Source organism: Cytophaga aurantiaca DSM 3654, assembly GCF_000379725.1.
Classification (GTDB): domain Bacteria; phylum Bacteroidota; class Bacteroidia; order Cytophagales; family Cytophagaceae; genus Cytophaga; species Cytophaga aurantiaca.
On the sequence record NZ_KB903621.1, the window covers coordinates 107,368 to 125,537 of the forward strand.

Here is an 18,170-nt window from a genome sequence, read left to right on the forward strand (position 1 = left end):
AAACTCTCCAAGGGTTTAAAACCCTTGGAGAGTTTGTTTCTTGTAGACTGATAACTACTTTCTATAAGGAGTATTATTCTTCAAACATTAATTTATACGGCAACTTACTATTTTTATGAAATTTAATGAACTGCTCTTCCTTTCCAAACCAATCACGCATATACTTTTTGTTTAAATTCGTTTGCTTATCGGATAGATAAGTATGAAAAGATGAGAAAGTCCAATCGTTAAGATTTTTTACAAAACCATGATGAATAGGATTATTGTGTATATAACAAATCAAATGTGTCATATAATTTTCATTATTAGCTTTTTTGCGTTTAAAATTTGGAATAAATAAGCTGCCCTTTCTGCTATACATTTTATTAAATGCTTGTGTATAGCCATTAAATAAATGACTGAACTGGCTACTTATTATGTTCGAAAACTCTCCAAGGGTTTGAAACCCTTGGAGAGTTTCTTCATCGTTGTGAGATTCATTTACCAAACCCGACTCTTTTAGTTTCTCTGTCTTCTTTAATCGCATATATTGCGATACCTCTTTTTCACTTCTAATCCTTATCATCAAATGTAAATGATTCGGCATTAAACAATATGCATAAGTTTCAGCAATCGGATAAATATAATGTGTGTATTTTTTTAAAAAGAACCGATAATTTTCTTCGCTATTAAAAAGATTTTCAAATCCATTGGCATGTGTATATACATGATATACTGTTTCTGGTAATAGAGGTTTTTGTAACATAAAAGTTGCTTGTCGAAAAATGCCACTTAATAAAAATCGATTGTTGCTTATAATATCATATGTTAACAAAACTCTCCAAGGGTTTGAAACCCTTGGAGAGTTAGTTGCTTGTCGAAATGTAAATCCAAATCAATCCTCCATCAGCACATCAATCAATTCAATAACCGCCTTACTCATACTGTTGTTGTTATCAAGTAGCGGATTGATTTCTGTGAATTCCCACAAGCGAATATTTTTCAATCGCTTTAATGTATCTACTACCTGCTTTGCTTCTGCTAACAATAATCCGTTGTAAACAGGCGTACCTGTACCGGTTGAAACGCTTGTATCCAATACATCTACATCAAAGGAAACATATACAGCATCATAGTCTTTAAAATACGATACTGCCTGGTCTAAAATATAGGTTAAGCCTTTTGCTTTTACATCATACGGACTGTAATGATTCAGTTTATAATCACGGATCAGGTGATATTCCTGAATTTCAAAATCGCGTAAGCCAATGAAGAATATATCTTCCGGACCAATCTTCGGAGTTAAACGACTTGCGCCGCAATGTTTCAATTCTTCCCAAAAAGGTTTTAAGCCTGCATCAATGGTGCTTCTTGAAAGTTCAATGTTATCATAACCCATTGAAGCAGACAAAGACATCCCATGAAGATTGCCCGATGGAGTCGTATAAGGCGTATGTAGATCTGCATGCGCATCTACCCAAATTACGCCCAGTTTTTTATTTGCACCAATCGCTTCACGTACACCTGCCATAATGCCAATTGCATTGCTGTGATCTCCGCTAATGATCAATGGATATTGATTTTTTACGATTGCACTGATCTCTTTTGCCGTATTATTGTTCAATTCGGATAACAGCTTAGCATATTTCCCTTGTGCATACGGACCAACTTCTCCTCTTTTATTCGGATAGCTGGCAATTACTTTTACAGGAAATTTTTTTAGTACAGGATTACTGCGCTCTGCATCTGCAACAAACAAAGCATCCAACGCAAGGGAAGTCCCCAATCGTTGCGCGCCGATATCTGAAGGAACAGAAACAAGGATCTCAGGCTTTTTCATAAAAGTATTTACGGTTATTCTACTTGTAATGATACGAAAACCTTTCTAAATTGATTATATATTTAATCAGCATACCATGATAAAATTTTATATTTCGTTGACCGTATTCACCTTTTTGGGTTTAGCCAGTTGTTCTAGTCACAAAAAAGCATTAGCCGATCGTACACCTACAGATACACTTTCTGTTGTGCAAGCAGGCGTGCAAACTTCCGACATCAGAAATCCATATTATAATGTCAATCCACAACTTGATCTATTTCAAAAAAAGATTTCTTTTTATGCAGAAAATTCTACCGAGCATTGGGAATTATTCATTAAAAACGACAGCAGCTTTACATTTGTATTGAATGATAAAAAAACCGTGTTTGAATTTTCAAAAGTCGTGCAGGATGCTGCTGGCATTCATTATCATTCTAAAAAAATAATTGAAACGACGGACACGACTCAACAGAAAAAAATTACTATAGCAATTTCTAAAACGGTAACTCCCGAATCATCCAGCATGAGTCATTTGCCATTTTTTGTTTCTGTGATTATCGAAGATGGAAGTATATCCACCACATATGAAGGTGAAGGATTTTATATAAGCAATCCCGGATTACATGACATCTGGGTACTGGATAGTATTAACGGTCAAAAAGTTGATGCTGCTAAATTTTCTGAAGGCTTACCCCGACTGGAGTTTCATTTAGATGGAGGAAAAATATATGGATTTGGTGGCTGCAATGAACTCAAAGGGAATTACTTTATAAGCCGTAATAATAAACTGAATATTGAGTTGGATCAAATACAGACAATGAAGTTCTGTATAGATGCATCTGCCAGTGAAAGTGAGTTCTTAGCTGTATTAAATAAAAAACGCTTTACCTACAGCATTAATAATTTGCGATTGACATTGGTGCAGAAAGATCAATCAACATTGATATTTAAAAAAGTAGATTGAAAAATATTTATTCTTAATAAAATAAGTCAGCACACCAAATATCTAGTGTGTTGACTTAAATAATTTTTTTAGTAATGATTTTGTATGGATATAACGCAGTTTTATTTTTTCCTTCAAAAGAGATTTTACCTTTAAACGATTAATTTTCTCCGCATCAATTGTATGAACTGATCCATCGTTTGTATAACCCAATGCCTCCATTGTCTCTTGAGATTTAGTCCAAAATATTTTTTGCAAATCAACCGACAATTCTTCTTTCCATCCTCCAACAGCTCCTTTTCTGAAAAATTTCTGACTGCTTGATTTGGTTGGGTCTTCTTCTAAAAAATTGCCAAATCGTGCTTCAGCATTTTTTTGTTTTTCAAATGTTGGCAGATTTTCCCAATTGGCTTTAGGTAAATCAATCACATGTTCAATTTTAGCAAATTCTTTTTTCGGATCCGTGATCAGATCTTCAAACCGGATAAGTATAGGATTTTCCTGCAACCAAAATTTACAATTCAAATCCCATCCCCCAAAAAAAGAGCCGTGTTCGGCTTTGGTTGCTTCTTCATAATTCTTAGCCAGATCGGAGTTTACATCTATTAAGTTTTTTCTGTGATTGGCAAGCGAGCATATCGAATCACGGCCATCTCTTACAAGATAAATCACCTGATCCGTTTTAGAATACGTTTTTAATAAAAAGGGTAAGTCATGTGTTTTTACAAATATGGTTGCAGCAGCAGATGTATTCGGACGATTTTCATTTTCTATGGATTCAATACCATAAACATGAAAAAGAATATTTCTAAAAAACGTATTGCCGGATCTAGGAAAAGAAGCTAACCAAACTTTTTTGCTCATAAAGTATGCTCGTGTGTATTCTTAACTTTATTTATTTGCCCTCGATAGTTTGCGTATCATATAATCTCTAAACTCAATGCATTTGATTTGTAGTGCTCCATACTTAAGCAAAAGTTTCAGTTTGAAGTTTTCTGCTTTTTGCGATTTGATTTCATTTACTCGGGGGAAATCAATTTCATTTATGCTGCCGTCTTCTGTGTATCCTAAAAGTGCCATGATATCAGCAGATTTTTCTAAAAAACTATTCTGACATTCAACCGGCATTTCTACTTTCCAATTTCCTATTTCACCTTTTCTAAAAAATTTCTGACTAAAGTCTCCTCCTGCGTAATTGTAATCCGGTTCTATTCCATGCTTTGCGATGCCTTGTTTTTGTTTTTCAAACGTTGGCAATTCATCCCAATTCGCTTTTGGAAAAGAGATTTTTTTTTCTAATTCAGCAAAGGTTGCCTGTGGGTTTTTAACCAAATCTTCAAACCGTACAAGTATACAATCTTCTGCAAGCCACAATCTGCAATTGTTTGCCCAGCCTCCAAAAAAGGATCCTCTATGAGCATTTGTAGCTTCAATAAAATTTTGACGCATATCTGAATCCGGTGCTATTAAATTTTTTCTTTTAAATGCCAGCGAACAAATAGAGTCTCTGCCGTCGCGAACCAGATATATGACTGTATCTTTTTTAGGGTTATATGTTTTTAATTGATAAGGTAACAGATGGGCTTTAATAAACACCAATGATTCCTTTTTATAATTTTCATTAAGAAGTGATTCATCTTCCAAAGAATCTAAGCCATATACATGAAATAATACATTTCTAAAAAACGTGTTCCCCGACCTTGGGAAAGATGCAATCCAAATCTTCTTCATTTCACAAGTTGAGTAATGTCTTTGTATAATTGAACATCAAGTTCATTATAACCTTCAATTATTTTTATAATCGAATCTTCAATTGAAGTTTTTTTATTTGAAGTTTGGTTGACCGCTTCCTGATGCTGATGTTTCCAGTTTAACATCTTACTCAATTTAAGTACATCTTCAGAGTAGTTTTCAATAATGCCGATAAAATATGCAGAATGAATATCTAGCCCTTTTAAATACCGTGTCATTTTATTTCGTGCATGCGGTCTAGCCGAAAATTCCTCCAGTGTGCACGCCAAACGATTTATAAGAGACAATGCAAGTGGTTTGTTTTTATTTTCCTGAGTTAAAATTTCCAATAAATAATAATAGTTGGAAACTACCCGTTTAACCGGATCTCTTACCCAGGTTACGATAGGTACATTCTTTAAATTCGGATACAATTCAATAAGATTCAAGTATTCAAAATGCCCATGCAAAACCTTTGTATCTTTTGGAAATAATGGTTCTGCAACTTCTTTCCCATTTATCTTAAATTTGTATTTATTTTCTTTATAATTGATATCAAATTGAGCTACATTTTCGATACCATAATTATTGTTCAGCAAAGATCTAAATGAGGTCCCGCCTGTTTTAGGTATATGTAATGAAATTAGTTCTATGTTCAGTTCAGATACAGGAACTAATTTTTTTGAACTAAATAATTTCCAGCTTTTCATTTTATAAATTTTGATACAGTTCAATACCTGCTTCAACATCCTTTGCATCGTATTGTATCGATCCTTTGTCAATAACAATAATCCGATTGCAATTTTTTCTTATTAAAGATAAATCGTGAGAAATAAATACCACTGCTTTTGAGCTCGAAAATTCTTTCAGATACTCAAAACATTTTTTTTGAAATTGTTCATCACTTACAGACAATGCTTCGTCAATAATAATCAAGCCCGGATCAATTGCTTTAACCGCTCCAAACCTTAACTTAATTCGCATGCCTGAACTATAGGTGCCCATTGGAGAGTATACATCTTCTCCTAAGCCGGAAAATTCTTTTAATACCGGAATTCGTTTTTGTAATTCTTTTCTACCAATACCAATAATTGCACCGGTGAAAAAATAATTGTCAATGCCTGAATAAAATCTATTCAATGCCTGTGTTCCTACAAATAAAGGAATAATGGTAACGGCTGAAATTATCCGTCCGACAGTTGCATGATATGTGCCGATGATTATGCGAACCAATGTGGTTTTCCCTGAACCATTCTTTCCTAAAATGCCTATGAAATCTCCTTGATGAATTGCAAAATTAATATCTGTTAACGCCCATTTTTCGTGCTTGCGAAGTTTTTTTGTAGGTCGAAACGCAAAGAGGTCTACAAAGCCATACCACAAGCTCCAATGGAATTTTTTACAGAATTTTTTATTTACATCTTCAATACGTACCAGCTCCATTACTCAATCAGTTTTTCTATTAAAATCCGAACGCGTTTATTGTAGACAAATAAATTTATAACAAACAGAATAATCACTATTCCCGTTATGCTGCTGAATGTTGATAGTGAAACGCTGCTGGTTCCAGTCAATAATAGATCTCTGGGTACTCCGATCAAATAGGTTAGCGGATTGAATTTGATAATTGTGTGTACAATTGCTGAATCAAATTTAGGAGAATAGATAATGGGAGTTAAAAACAATAAGACTTTATTAAATTCTTTTCCCAGAATATATACGTCTTCACTTACTACTTCAATCATGGATATAAATATTCCGATTGAAAAACATAACATCGCAAGTGGTATCGTTGAGATCAGAAATGTGCCGATGTTCAATGATACATCCAGAAAAATAGCAATGATCATCATGTTAATGAACCCTGAAATAAAAAAGCGTACCAATATTAAAACAAACTTAGCTGTTATCACCGTAAGCACCGGTAAAAAGCCTTGTGTGTGTAATCTTATGGAAGAAGAAATAGAGTTTCCCAATAAATCATATGATTGTGCGTACAATTGCCAAAGTAACGTTCCGATTAAAATATATGCTGTATAATTAATATCTAATTGTCCGGGATTAAGTAAGCCGCTTTTCTGTAAAAATATCCAGATGATGGATTGAATTAACGGGAGAAATAAAATCCATGCAACTCCAATAAAAGACCTTTTATAAATCTGAGTGAACTCTATTTTTATTAATTCGAAAAACAAATATTTGTTTTTTATAAACTTCATTTTTAATCTAGAGTTTACTTAACGTTTCAATCCGGTTCTTATACAGCTCTAATGTTTGTATTGCTGTCTTTTGCCAATGAAAATTATTTGACTGTATTAATGCTTGTAGTGATTTTTTCCTGCGTTCATCTTTATTACTGGAAACGCCAATAATTGCAATACAAATTTCATCGATATCTTCACTATCAACCGGATAACCTGAGTCTCCTACGACTTCTATCATAGAACTGTTATTGCCAAATATAACAGGGGTTTTACAAGACATTGCTTCCAGAATCGGTAAGCCAAAGCCTTCGTAATGGGAAATATAGATCAGTGCCAATGCTTCTCTATATAGCCAAGGTAAAGAATCTTCTGGCATAAATCCAGTAAAAATAATTCTGCTTGAAATATTTTTTATCTCCGGTAATACCTCTTTTAATTTCCAGCCTTGTTTTCCAACAATTACAAAATATACGTTATTTGGCAAAAATGGAATTGCTTTTTGAAATCCAAGGATCGCATTTTTTAAATTCTTTCGTGGCTCCAGTGTAGAGACAGAAAGAAAAAATTCATCCGTCTTTTTTAATCCAACTTCGGCACGTATGGTGTCTTTCCAGTACGTACTTTCCAGCGGACAAAATACGGTATGGTCTGCCGCTTCGGGGATCATGTCCAAATGCTGGTCTGATGAAAAACGATTTGTGAAATCATTTTTTGTACTTTGTGAAATAGAAAAAAATGCAGCATTCTGTTTCATGCTCAACTCCAGGCCATAGTTGGCTAATGCGATGTTATCAATCTGATGATATTGGGGATGCGATAAATGTGTCAGATCATGAATCGTTATCAGTGCCTTCTCTTTTGCCTGCAATATAAATTCTGCATGTTGCAGTAAGGGTATATGAACAAGGTCATATTCTTTGGATGAAAAAACTGCATGCTTATCAAACAAATTCCCAGAGGTATTCATTTTTTGAGAAAGAAATGTATACGCTTTATCTTTAAAAACTTTTGAGTTATTGATGCACTTCGCTTTAAAACGTTTGTATTGCAAACCAACCAATAAATAATTTTCGGCCGACAACGCAAAGCCCAATACAGATTTCATTTGGGATGCAACAGCTGTCTTTAATTTAGAGAATTTGTTTTTTTCACCTGCAACCAAATTTAAATAAGGGCTTATCTCAAATTCATTGATGGATACATATCTGTTCGAATCAAAAATCTGTATATCCCAGACCGGGTTATTTCGTGTGATTTCTTTTATCGCTTTTATCAACTCAACTACATATCTTTTTGTGCCATCGTTATAAGGCATACATAGTTTAGATGATTCGATTAATATCTTGTATTTTTTTGTGTTGGAATGATTGAATCCAAGTTTTTGATGTATAGCAGGATAATATTCAGCCATTGAAAGTTGTTTCAGCTCTTCGTAGTTGTAATACGATAGCTTAACCAATGCGCGGGCATGATATTTAATGAATAAGGCTTGCTGATATGCATTTAAAGATTCCTGCCATATTGCCGGAATAAGAATGCCTTCTGCTGTTCTGCTTTTTTCAGTTGATCGTATATGATCTCCATGTAAAACCGGATCGTATATATAATCCTCTAAAGAAACCGTATCTGTGTATGGAACATTTATAAAATCAGAGAGCCGTTTCATTTCTCTGGGCAAATTCTCAATCAGATCTTCAAACCGAATGATGATATCTGCTTTATCGCTCCATGCTTCTACATGTTTGGACCAGCCTCTGAAATGACTTCCTTTATCAGCAACAATCGCTTCTTCTATATTACTTGCAAGAGATGTGCTTTGTGTAATTGTATTGTATCTGAAATATGCATTATTTGCTACGCAATCGCGTCCATCGCGAACAAGCAAAATGACTTTTCTATTTTGTAGTACAGTTTCAGGAAGATCTTTGGGGTGTTGTTGCGTTTTAACTAATAATGCCTGGGCTATATTTTCATCTTTAAATAGAACCGGTTCTATTTTAAATAATTGCTTTAGCAAATTACTTACATACGTATCTCCTGAGCCAGGATATAAAGCTAAAAGAAACATATTGGCCTATTAAAACATCCGTTTAAAGTTACTACAAATAATTTCTGTACAAAATCTGTATTGTCCATTAGTGGATAAATTAATAAAAAAACCTCTCCGTAAACGAAGAGGTTTTTTTATTAAGATAGAATTGTTTAATAAGGTTGGAAAGCAGTCACAGAGTATATACTCGTTCCGCTATCATTCATTAATGCAAAATTCAATTTGTAACCATCTGAATCACACGTGCCATCAAATATAGAGCTTCCTATTGCATCTGTTTTATAGCCCGCTTCAGCAGTCCAATAATATTTTGTATATCCCAACAACACATATGCAGGTTTAGCTGTATATGAAACATATTCAACCTTGCCTTGTTTTAACACATACGGACCAGCATAAGAAGAACCACAATTAGACCAGATGAATGGAGTGCTGATGTTACAAACAAATTTTTCATTGTCTATATTTAATCCCAACTCACCTACATAATCGAATGTTGCCGTTGATGTTGTTGTCAAATAGGTTGAAGCTGCAAAGCTTGTATCTCCTTCAAGTTTGAATGTTATACCTGTAGAAGTTCCTGGTGTATTCTGGAATGTTCTTTTGCGGAAAATTTTCCATGAACGTATAACCGGTGATGCACCAAGTGTATCGTAGCTTAACGTAAGATCACCACGCACTTTATGTATGATCTCTGCATTCGGCGTACTTGTAAATAAACCGATGATAGAACCACCGCTGGTATTGGTTATATATGTAGTACCTTCATATGTTACGGATTGATTTGAATTTGTATATAGAACTTTATACTTATTGAATACTACCTGTAACTTAGAACCTTGATCTGAAAAATAGGTTCCGTTAACAAGAGTTACATCAATACTGCCGCTTAATACTCGATATGGCGTGCAGTTGGAGCCACTTTGAGAATAGTCAATAGAGAAATTTTTAGAATTGCTATTCAAATTGAATGTTACTTTACCGCAAGGAAGTATTGCAGTTGAAGTAGTACGTAAATTTGAACTTGTTCGCATGCCTGAAGCATCTGCATATTCCTGAGAGTTATAAACTTTTTCTATATCACTGCTTACTCTATCCAATTCACTTCTTCCACTTGCATCATCGGCTTTGGTTCGGCCTTCATATGTTGGCGGCACTTCATCTGCCTTTTTACATCCTATCAACGAAAAAGTCATACCGATTAAGAACGTATAAATAATTCTTTTCATTTACATCAATGGTTTAGTTTGTAATAAATTCTTTTCAATTAATATGCCAATTAAAATATAGTTAGTCTCTAAAGAATATTGGCACATCCTTTCATTTAACGCAGAATGAATACTTTCGTTTAAAAATTCAATTTGTTGATTTCGCAGCTTTTTGTTCAATTTGAATTATTTCAAGTCCTTCCTCTAAAATCAATGCCTGGAGCTAAAGGAATTATTTATAATAAATAGGTGTTATAACATCAAATATGATTGTATATTCTATTCAACTTATGAAAAAATCAATACTATATATTTCATTTTTAGTGATAATTGTTTTCGGTACAAGTTCTGGATTCAATCATTCCTTGATAAAAAAAGAAAAAATGAAATTGATTTATATATACGATCCGCTTTGTGGATGGTGTTATGGCTTTGGACCTGTAGCTGAAAAAATTGAGCAGAATTATAGTGAAACAGTAGACCTGGAAATTATCAGCGGCGGCATGATTATGGGCGACCGGATTGCTCCTGTAGGCAATATGGCTGAGTATATTTTAAGTGCCATTCCTCGTCTTCAAAAAACTACAGGTGTAACATTTGGTGCGCCTTATATTGAACTGTTAAAAGAAGGCACGTATGTAACTTCTTCTGAAAAACCCTCTGTTGCACTTTGTGTATACAAATCTTTTAAAGCTGATCGAAGAGTAGAGTTTGCTCACAGCATACAAAAATCCTTCTTTGTTGAAGCAAAAGATCTGAATCAGGATTCTGTGTATGCAAACATTGCTGCGAAATTTGGAATTGACCGCGAACAATTTCTGACCCGCATGCAGGAGCCGGAGTATCTGAAACAAGCACATGCAGAATTTAAAAGAGCTGCAGACCTTGGAGTAACGGGCTTTCCGACTTTGCTGCAAAAACAGCAAACCGGATATGTGAAACTTTCTGAAGGATATACAAGTTATGAATCCATTGAAAAGCATTTACAGAAACAGCTGAAGTCAGAAGGTGCTCAATAAGAATATTAAAATTGCTTGACTAAATAGATTGTGGTTAGAATTCGTCAGGCCCCAAGACAGTGGTCTGACGAATGGATCATTATCTTATAGTACAAAGATATTGTAATATGCATCGTAGAAAATTTATTAAAAACGCCGCGCTTGTCGGAACTGCAATGATTGGTTTACATCAATTTGCACGTGCCTGGGATAATGAACCCAAGCTCGATGCTGTTATGCCTGTATTGTTTGTTGGTCATGGAAGTCCCATGAATGCCATTGAACAGAATAAATTCAGTGACACCTGGAAAGAGCTTGCCAAAAAACTGCCTGCACCGAAAGCCATTATGGTTGTATCTGCGCACTGGGAAACAGTAGGTACAAAAGTTACTGCTATGCCCCACCCGACTACCATACACGATTTCGGAGGTTTTCCGCAAGCGCTGCATGACGCGGAATACCCAGCACCAGGCTCGCCTGAAATGGCAAAAGAGACTGCAACACTCTTGTCTAAATGGGAAGTACACGAAGATCATTCCTGGGGCCTGGACCATGGCACCTGGTCAATCTTACTGCCGATGTATCCGGAAGCAAAAATTCCGGTCTATCAGATGAGTCTGGATGTGCGCAAAAAACCGGAAGAACAATTTGCCTTAGCACAAGATCTATATGAATTGCGTAAACGTGGTGTGTTGATTATCGGAAGCGGCAACATCGTTCACAATCTGCGCATGATCCAATGGAACGATACAGCCTATGATTGGGCGGATGCATTTAATACTACTGTAAAAAAAATTATAACCTCGGGTGATGATTATTCAAAACTGATTGATTACCGCAATCTGGAGAACAATAAATATGCAATACCAACACCCGAGCACTATTTGCCGTTGCTTTATACCTTGGGTTTAAAAACAAATAAAGACACCGTTTCCTTCTTTAATGATGTTACTACGAATGGCTCTCTTGCTATGACCAGCCTACTCATTCAGTCTGTTTAATTAATGTTGTTTGTTTAAGTTTAGTGTTTAGTTTAGTTTCTAATGAAAGAAGTCACGCCGTTAAGCGTGACTTCTTGTTTTTATATTGACAGATACCTATAGCTGAACTATAGTTGTTGTTCTTTATTGATCTTACTGTGATGTCTGCTGTATAAAAAATAAATTGCGATGCCAATTGCCATCCATACGATTAAACGTACCCATGTATCAAATGGCAGCGCATACATCAGGTAGAAACAAATGATGATGCCCATGATGGGTACAAACGGAACCCACGGTGTGCGGAATGCACGGGGCGCATCCGGTTGCTTTTTACGTAATACCAACACACCTACGCAAACAAGAACAAATGCAAACAGCGTTCCGATGCTGGTCATCTCTCCTACTACAGAAACAGGTACCAAGCCTGCAAACAAACTAACTAATACAGCAAATAAAATATTCGACTTCCAAGGGGTTTGATATTTGGGATGTACTTCAGAAAATATTGCAGGAACCAACCCATCTTTCGACATACTGAAGAATACACGGGATTGGCCCATTAACAATACCATAATCACAGATGTGTAACCTGCAAGAATAGCAATGATGATCAACTCCTGAAAGAATGCATAAGGTGTAGCTGCGATAGCCAGGGCAACAGGTGCTGCTTCACCTTTGAAAAGCTGATAGTTTTCAAGCCCTGTCATTACATAAGAAAACAATACATATAGGATTGTACATATTATTAATGAACCTAATATACCAATCGGCATATCGCGCTGTGGATTTTTAGCTTCCTGTGCAGCTGTAGATACGGCATCAAAACCAATGAACGAAAAGAATACTACGGCAGCACCAGTCATTACACCTGTCCAGCCGAAATGCTCAAATGCTCCTGTATTCGCAGGTATGTAATCTGCATGGTTTGCAGGATCCATATAACTCCAGCCTAAAACGATGAATGCAATTACTACGGTAATTTTAAGCGCTACGATAACACTGTTTAATTTTGCAGATCCACTCATGCCTCGAATAAGTACCAATGACATCAGACAGGTAATAAAAATTGCAGGGATATTTACAATGCCATGTACTTCTGCTCCATTAATTTTTATCGTTTCAAACGGCGACATCATCCATTGATAGGGAATATTCTCTACCCCCAGTTTCTCTAACAATTTACTCAGGTAACGCGACCAGCTGATAGCAACTGTTGCAGCGCCTACCGCATATTCCAGAATAAGATCCCAGCCGATGATCCAGGCAATGAATTCGCCAAGGGTTGCATACGAATAGGTATATGCACTGCCGGCAATCGGCAGCATAGAAGCAAATTCAGCATAACACAAACCTGCAAACGCGCAACCCAAACCTGCAATCATGAAAGAGATGGTTACGGCAGGACCAGCATTCTCCGCTGCAGCAATACCTGTAAGAGAAAATATTCCGGCACCGATGATTGCACCGATACCAAGTAAAATAAGGCTGGTTGCTCCAAGGCTTTTTTTAAGTTCTCCGTTTTCTTCTTTGAGAATGGACGCAATACTTTTCGTTTTAAAAAGGGGTGAGGGCATATTTAATTGTTCGTTTAAAAGCTAAAGTACAAGATTTTGGGAAACTAAAAAAGCCCACAACCTAAGCGGACTTAAGTTGTGGGCTTTTCATCAAGCGATGTAGTGAATGCACCTATTTTTTTTCAGCAGTAGAAATTACTGAATGCAGTTTGTATACATTGATAACATCTACAGCTTTAATCAATTCGGATACCGGAACAGTTTCGTCTATACGTAGTGCGATGGTAATGTTTGGAGAGGTAATGCTTTTCTCTTTCAATGCAGCTTCGTAATCTGCATACGTTGCCTCTTTGCCATTAATAAAGTATTGTCTTTGTGCATTGATCGAAACACTCAATAATTCCTGGTGCATACTTTTTCCTGTTCTTGATTCAGGAAGTTTAATACCCAGTGCATTCTGACTTGCCAATGTTGAAACCATTAAGAAGAACAACATCAGGAAGAACAATATATCGGCCAGAGATGAGGCTTCCATCGCCCCATGACCTCTTTTTCTTCTTTTTATTTTCATGAATTTGCCGGCTTATAAAGTGTATCTAAAAAGTCAACACTATTATCTTCAATTGTAGCAATTACGCTATCTATTCTATGGTTCAGATAGGTATACATCATATAAGCAATTACACCAACTACCAAACCTGATGCTGAAGTAATCATTTTTTCATAAATACCGCCAGCAATGATACCGATGCTGATATTAGATGCAATAGAAATGGCATAAAAGGACTTGATCATACCCGCAACCGTTCCAAGGAAACCAAACATGGGCGCTATAGCTGCAATAGCAGCAAGCAAGGGAAGATTTTTTTCCATACGGTTCACTTCAATGTTAGACATGCTTTCCATGATGCTTTCGATATCGCGTACCGGCGAACCTAAACGATTCAATGCTTTTTCAAATACACGTGCTGTAACACCTGAAGAACGCGCGCAGATGGCTTTTGCATCTTCAAGCTTACCTTCCTTGATCTTGTCTTTTATAGACTCCAACATGCGATCATCTATCTTAGCGGCATTTTTAATGTATAAAAAGCGTTCAATAAAAATCGCAAGTGCTGCAATTGACAAAAGCAAGATCGGAATCATGATAGGTCCACCCATCATTAAGATGTGTAACAATGAAAAATCCTCTTGCGCTACTGCAGTTGCGGGTTCAGATACTTCAGCGGTTTGAAGTTGTAAAAGAATAGCTTGTAACATAATATCTTTTGTTTTATTATAACATATAAATATAACAGGTATAACCATAAAACCGTAATTTAAACGGTTTTAAATCCCAACAGGTAAATCTTTGGTCAATAAAAAAGAAACGTTCTTTCATATAATCCGTTGATTTATATGAAAGAACGTTCCTTTTAAGCGGTTAGTATGAAGAACGAAATTAGTGTTTGGTAATTGTATATGCCATTACTGAATTGCCAAAAAATGTTGGTACAACCAATAAGTTTTCTCCTTCAATGTACCAGGAATCTGCTGCGTTTAGTTTCGCTTCCTTCGTATCCAATATTTTTTGTACAATAGAATCGTTTACATAATACACTTCTCCCGGCCAGCAAGAAATGATGTATTCCTCTTTGGAAATTTGCATTACACCATCTCCACCCGGAATATCTTTTGCAACGCCTGTCAATTTTTTTGTTGAATAATCTGCATCGTAAAACAAACCGCTTTCCATATCAATGATGCGAAGTGAATTTTCCAATGCATATAAACCATTTGGTTTAAGCAATAATGGATCGCTTGACCATAAACTCACTACACCATCTTTATACAAATGGATTTTTTTAGCTCCGGAATCTGTAAAATAAACATCTCCTTTTGCATCTATGGTTACATCGTTCAAAAATTCTGAACTGTCTACAACAATTGCCTTTTCAATTTTTGCAGTAGCCATATCAATGATTACCAGTTTGTGAATATCTGTTACATACATTTTGCCTTGATATACACCCATTCCTTTTGGAGCATCCAATCCTTTTACCCATTCCAACTGATCGATCTTGCCATCCAATGTCAACCGTGTGATGAAGCCATTCCCATCAGAGCTATCCGGCTTGCCATTGATGTTGCTTACATAAATAAATTTATCGGCAGCATTGTATAAAACAGATTCAGGTACTTTTAAAATTGTATCTGTTTTCCATTTTAAGGTTGCTGTAACCTCCATCGGTTTTTTTTCTTCCGGCTTTGTTTCTCTACAGCTGAACAGCAACAGCAATGAGGCGACGTAGATGATCTTATTCATGATTGAATTTTTTATTTTGTGATGTGTTTTATTTATAATAAAGAGTGACTTTCTGATCTGAGATCATAATTTCGAAAGAACCCGGCTCGGTAACCGTTTCCAATTTCTCATTTACAAATGCAAGATCCGCTTTCGAAAGTATAAAGTCAATGGTTTTGGATTCGCCGGGCATTAAATTTACTTTATCAAAACGGCGAAGACGTTTTACACAAGGCGTAATAGATGCTACGACATCCCGTGTATACAATTCTACCACTTCTTGCCCTTCACGCACACCCGTATTTATTATTGTAACCGAAACCTTTAAGGAATCTGTACCGGACAACGTATCTTCACTTATTTTGATTGGACTATATGCAAAGGTTGTATAAGATAAGCCATGACCAAACGGATATTGCGGATCGAATTCGTAAGAGTATTTATAAGGCTCAGCAATTTCAACCGCTTCGTCTAACAACTTATGATCGTAGGTAATCAATGTTCCACTGTAACGCGGATAGGTATAAGGTAATTTTCCGCTTGGATTGTATTTCCCATAGATCACATCGTAGATCGCCTGTGCACCCTGAGATCCAGGCCAGTAAGCCAGTACAATAGCACTGCAATAGGGTTCTATTTCACGAATAATTCTTGGACGGCCTTCTAATAATATCAATACAATTGGCTTTCCTGTTTTTGCTAATTCTTTTATAATATAAGTCTGTGTTGAATCAAAAGCAAGATCCGGAATGTTACCGGGTGTTTCAGCATAGGCTGCTTCACCTGCGCAGATCACAATTACATCTGCGGATTTTGCTGATTTAAAAAGTACATTTTTATTCCATTCATTTGCTTTACTCCATGCAGACAGGTCAAACAAACAGGTTGCAGGCGAATCTTTTTTAAATATTTCTGCAAGTGTATTTAAGCTATCCGGATACAGTTCTTCTTTGTTTCCCTGCCATGAATACGACCACGCTCCATGCAACTCAGATAAAGCATCTGCATACGGACCAGTAAGCAATACTTTTTTATCTTCGGACAAAGGCAGCAATCCATTTGAATTTTTCAATAAGGTAATGGATTCGCGCGCTGCCTGTAAAGCTGTTTCTGTGTAGGATGGTTTTGAGAATGCATCTACCGCTTCCTGCTCCAGATATGGATGTTCAAACAGGCCCAGATCTTTTTTCAATTGTAAAATTCTTCTTACAGATTCGTCGATGCGCTTTTCTGAAATTTTTCCTTCTTTAACCAATGCAATCAGGTCTTCTGTGAATTTAAAATCAAAGGGAACGATACACATATCAATACCGGCGTTTACTGCCAGCAACACCGCGTCTTTATGGGTTTCTGCTACTTGATGACGCTCCTGAAGTTTTACAATATCCAGCCAGTCTGTAATTACTACGCCTTTAAAACCAAGTTCGGTTCTTAAAACATCAGTCAATAAATATTTACTTGCATGTACAGGTGTGCCATTTATTTCAGCAGAGTTTACCATCAAGGTATGTGTACCTTCATTAACAGCCGCTCTGAACGATGGTAAATAATGTTCTCTTAAAACAATCTCCGGAATGTTTGCCGATGCTCTGTCTTTACCGTTTAACGCGGCCGAATATCCGACAAAGTGTTTCATACAAGCCGCTACATGCAAGGGATTTGAAACATCACCCCCTTCAAAACCACGAATAGCAGAAACTCCCATTTCTGTAACCAGATAGGTGTCTTCTCCAAACGTTTCTCCAAGTCGCGACCATTGCTGATTACGGCCTACGTCCAACACGGGTGCAAAATTATACCGTATTCCCGCTGCTCTGGTTTGTACAGCTGTTATTGCGCCGCATTCTTTTACTAATGAACGGTTTCTTGTTGCAGCCATACCAATGTTGTGAGGGAACTGTATGCCTTCATACACATAGTTTGCGCCATGTACCGCATCGATGCAATATAAAAACGGAATTTTGTGACGAGTTTTTTCAAGTGTTAATTTTTGAATGGGCTCAATGATTGAATGCCATTCATTTAATGTGTATGCATGTGTCAATACATTCTGAATCGAACCGACATGATGTTTTATAATTACATCATTCAGTTTTGCTGTATCCAGAACTACTACGCTGTCTGTTTCATTCGCAATGGTCGCCAGTGTAAGATTGGTCATCTGTCCGACTTTTTCTTCCAGCGTCATTTCAGAAATAATTTTTTCGATTGGATCGATCGGTTTTTTTTCTACTTTTTTAGTGCATGCACTCATGCAGATCAAAGCAACTAAAGAAATTATTCCTGAGAAATGTTTTTTGTTCATGTGATTTAAAAATAAATGAATGAGGATATATGATTATATCGAATCTATCCGTAGAGTTGGTGAAGCGCTCTACGATCTTATTATGAATAGAGTCTTTGACTCGTTTTTAATATTTTACCTAAGTTTACAAAGAGTCTAAAGAGTCTCAATTA

17 protein-coding genes are annotated in these 18,170 nt (G+C 36.2%); 3 read left to right on the forward strand and 14 right to left on the reverse strand.

The window, feature by feature from the left end:
* Window positions 1–73 precede the first annotated feature (73 nt).
* Window positions 74–745, reverse strand: a complete 672-nt coding sequence (locus A3EE_RS0101900) for a transposase (RefSeq protein WP_018341735.1) — start codon at window positions 743–745, stop codon at window positions 74–76.
* A gap of 129 nt (window positions 746–874) precedes the next feature.
* On the reverse strand, window positions 875–1,819 hold the full coding sequence (locus tag A3EE_RS0101905; RefSeq protein ID WP_018341736.1) for an arginase: 945 nt from the start codon (window positions 1,817–1,819) through the stop codon (window positions 875–877).
* Window positions 1,820–1,895: 76 nt separating this feature from the next.
* Between A3EE_RS0101905 and A3EE_RS0101910 the strand changes: the two genes are divergently transcribed.
* On the forward strand, window positions 1,896–2,762 hold the full coding sequence (locus A3EE_RS0101910; RefSeq protein ID WP_018341737.1) for an META domain-containing protein: 867 nt from the start codon (window positions 1,896–1,898) through the stop codon (window positions 2,760–2,762).
* Between the two features lie 42 nt (window positions 2,763–2,804).
* On the opposite strand, the gene A3EE_RS0101915 is transcribed toward A3EE_RS0101910, so the two are convergent.
* The 7 genes from A3EE_RS0101915 to A3EE_RS0101945 all read right to left on the reverse strand — a co-directional run bounded on the left by A3EE_RS0101915 (window position 2,805) and on the right by A3EE_RS0101945 (window position 9,955).
* Window positions 2,805–3,605 carry a sulfotransferase domain-containing protein gene (locus tag A3EE_RS0101915; protein WP_018341738.1) on the reverse strand — a complete coding sequence of 267 codons (801 nt, stop codon included), beginning with the start codon at window positions 3,603–3,605 and terminating at the stop codon, window positions 2,805–2,807.
* A gap of 27 nt (window positions 3,606–3,632) precedes the next feature.
* Window positions 3,633–4,472, reverse strand: a complete 840-nt coding sequence (locus A3EE_RS0101920) for a sulfotransferase domain-containing protein (RefSeq protein ID WP_018341739.1) — start codon at window positions 4,470–4,472, stop codon at window positions 3,633–3,635.
* The gene (locus A3EE_RS0101925) at window positions 4,469–5,182 is read right to left on the reverse strand and encodes a sulfotransferase family 2 domain-containing protein (RefSeq protein WP_157446837.1); all 714 of its coding nucleotides are present in this window, start codon (window positions 5,180–5,182) and stop codon (window positions 4,469–4,471) included. The genes A3EE_RS0101920 and A3EE_RS0101925 overlap by 4 nt, the downstream gene beginning before the upstream one ends.
* A gap of 1 nt (window position 5,183) precedes the next feature.
* A complete protein-coding gene (locus A3EE_RS0101930; RefSeq protein ID WP_018341741.1) occupies window positions 5,184–5,915 on the reverse strand; it encodes an ABC transporter ATP-binding protein in 732 nt (243 codons plus the stop codon).
* Complete coding sequence (locus A3EE_RS0101935; RefSeq protein WP_018341742.1) at window positions 5,915–6,691, reverse strand: ABC transporter permease; 777 nt, start codon at window positions 6,689–6,691, stop codon at window positions 5,915–5,917. The genes A3EE_RS0101930 and A3EE_RS0101935 overlap by 1 nt, the downstream gene beginning before the upstream one ends.
* A gap of 7 nt (window positions 6,692–6,698) precedes the next feature.
* Complete coding sequence (locus A3EE_RS0101940; RefSeq protein ID WP_018341743.1) at window positions 6,699–8,744, reverse strand: glycosyltransferase; 2,046 nt, start codon at window positions 8,742–8,744, stop codon at window positions 6,699–6,701.
* Window positions 8,745–8,878: 134 nt separating this feature from the next.
* The gene (locus tag A3EE_RS0101945) at window positions 8,879–9,955 is read right to left on the reverse strand and encodes a hypothetical protein (protein ID WP_018341744.1); all 1,077 of its coding nucleotides are present in this window, start codon (window positions 9,953–9,955) and stop codon (window positions 8,879–8,881) included.
* A 362-nt stretch (window positions 9,956–10,317) separates the two neighbouring features.
* Here A3EE_RS0101945 and A3EE_RS0101950 point away from each other — a divergent pair, with 362 nt between their 5' ends.
* Window positions 10,318–10,953, forward strand: a complete 636-nt coding sequence (locus tag A3EE_RS0101950; protein WP_245553794.1) for a DsbA family protein — start codon at window positions 10,318–10,320, stop codon at window positions 10,951–10,953.
* Window positions 10,954–11,060: 107 nt separating this feature from the next.
* Window positions 11,061–11,933, forward strand: coding sequence for a 4,5-DOPA-extradiol-dioxygenase (gene ygiD / locus A3EE_RS0101955; protein WP_018341746.1), 873 nt, complete (start codon window positions 11,061–11,063; stop codon window positions 11,931–11,933).
* A 107-nt stretch (window positions 11,934–12,040) separates the two neighbouring features.
* Here the strand turns inward: ygiD and A3EE_RS0101960 are convergent, their stop codons facing one another.
* From A3EE_RS0101960 to A3EE_RS0101980, 5 genes are all read right to left on the reverse strand, one after another.
* On the reverse strand, window positions 12,041–13,489 hold the full coding sequence (locus tag A3EE_RS0101960; RefSeq protein WP_018341747.1) for an amino acid permease: 1,449 nt from the start codon (window positions 13,487–13,489) through the stop codon (window positions 12,041–12,043).
* A 112-nt stretch (window positions 13,490–13,601) separates the two neighbouring features.
* Entirely contained in the window at window positions 13,602–14,000 is a 399-nt protein-coding gene (locus A3EE_RS0101965) for an ExbD/TolR family protein (RefSeq protein WP_018341748.1), read from the reverse strand.
* Complete coding sequence (locus A3EE_RS0101970) at window positions 13,997–14,689, reverse strand: MotA/TolQ/ExbB proton channel family protein (protein ID WP_033417440.1); 693 nt, start codon at window positions 14,687–14,689, stop codon at window positions 13,997–13,999. Before A3EE_RS0101970 ends, A3EE_RS0101965 begins: the two co-directional genes overlap by 4 nt.
* A 181-nt stretch (window positions 14,690–14,870) precedes the next feature.
* A complete protein-coding gene (locus A3EE_RS0101975) occupies window positions 14,871–15,734 on the reverse strand; it encodes an SMP-30/gluconolactonase/LRE family protein (protein WP_018341750.1) in 864 nt (287 codons plus the stop codon).
* A 28-nt stretch (window positions 15,735–15,762) separates the two neighbouring features.
* Window positions 15,763–18,018 carry a glycoside hydrolase family 3 N-terminal domain-containing protein gene (locus tag A3EE_RS0101980; protein ID WP_018341751.1) on the reverse strand — a complete coding sequence of 752 codons (2,256 nt, stop codon included), beginning with the start codon at window positions 18,016–18,018 and terminating at the stop codon, window positions 15,763–15,765.
* Window positions 18,019–18,170: the final 152 nt, after the last annotated feature.

Excerpts from the sequence above, each read along its gene's own strand:
- A3EE_RS0101900 (WP_018341735.1), bottom strand. The coding sequence starts at position 745 with ATGTTACAAAAACCTCTATTACCAGAAACAGTATATCATGTATATACA.
- A3EE_RS0101905 (WP_018341736.1), bottom strand. The coding sequence starts at position 1,819 with ATGAAAAAGCCTGAGATCCTTGTTTCTGTTCCTTCAGATATCGGCGCG.
- A3EE_RS0101910 (WP_018341737.1), top strand. The coding sequence starts at position 1,896 with ATGATAAAATTTTATATTTCGTTGACCGTATTCACCTTTTTGGGTTTA.
- A3EE_RS0101915 (WP_018341738.1), bottom strand. The coding sequence starts at position 3,605 with ATGAGCAAAAAAGTTTGGTTAGCTTCTTTTCCTAGATCCGGCAATACG.
- A3EE_RS0101920 (WP_018341739.1), bottom strand. The coding sequence starts at position 4,472 with ATGAAGAAGATTTGGATTGCATCTTTCCCAAGGTCGGGGAACACGTTT.
- A3EE_RS0101925 (WP_157446837.1), bottom strand. The coding sequence starts at position 5,182 with ATGAAAAGCTGGAAATTATTTAGTTCAAAAAAATTAGTTCCTGTATCT.
- A3EE_RS0101930 (WP_018341741.1), bottom strand. The coding sequence starts at position 5,915 with ATGGAGCTGGTACGTATTGAAGATGTAAATAAAAAATTCTGTAAAAAA.
- A3EE_RS0101935 (WP_018341742.1), bottom strand. The coding sequence starts at position 6,691 with ATGAAGTTTATAAAAAACAAATATTTGTTTTTCGAATTAATAAAAATA.
- A3EE_RS0101940 (WP_018341743.1), bottom strand. The coding sequence starts at position 8,744 with ATGTTTCTTTTAGCTTTATATCCTGGCTCAGGAGATACGTATGTAAGT.
- A3EE_RS0101945 (WP_018341744.1), bottom strand. The coding sequence starts at position 9,955 with ATGAAAAGAATTATTTATACGTTCTTAATCGGTATGACTTTTTCGTTG.
- A3EE_RS0101950 (WP_245553794.1), top strand. The coding sequence starts at position 10,318 with ATGAAATTGATTTATATATACGATCCGCTTTGTGGATGGTGTTATGGC.
- ygiD (WP_018341746.1), top strand. The coding sequence starts at position 11,061 with ATGCATCGTAGAAAATTTATTAAAAACGCCGCGCTTGTCGGAACTGCA.
- A3EE_RS0101960 (WP_018341747.1), bottom strand. The coding sequence starts at position 13,489 with ATGCCCTCACCCCTTTTTAAAACGAAAAGTATTGCGTCCATTCTCAAA.
- A3EE_RS0101965 (WP_018341748.1), bottom strand. The coding sequence starts at position 14,000 with ATGAAAATAAAAAGAAGAAAAAGAGGTCATGGGGCGATGGAAGCCTCA.
- A3EE_RS0101970 (WP_033417440.1), bottom strand. The coding sequence starts at position 14,689 with ATGTTACAAGCTATTCTTTTACAACTTCAAACCGCTGAAGTATCTGAA.
- A3EE_RS0101975 (WP_018341750.1), bottom strand. The coding sequence starts at position 15,734 with ATGAATAAGATCATCTACGTCGCCTCATTGCTGTTGCTGTTCAGCTGT.
- A3EE_RS0101980 (WP_018341751.1), bottom strand. The coding sequence starts at position 18,018 with ATGAACAAAAAACATTTCTCAGGAATAATTTCTTTAGTTGCTTTGATC.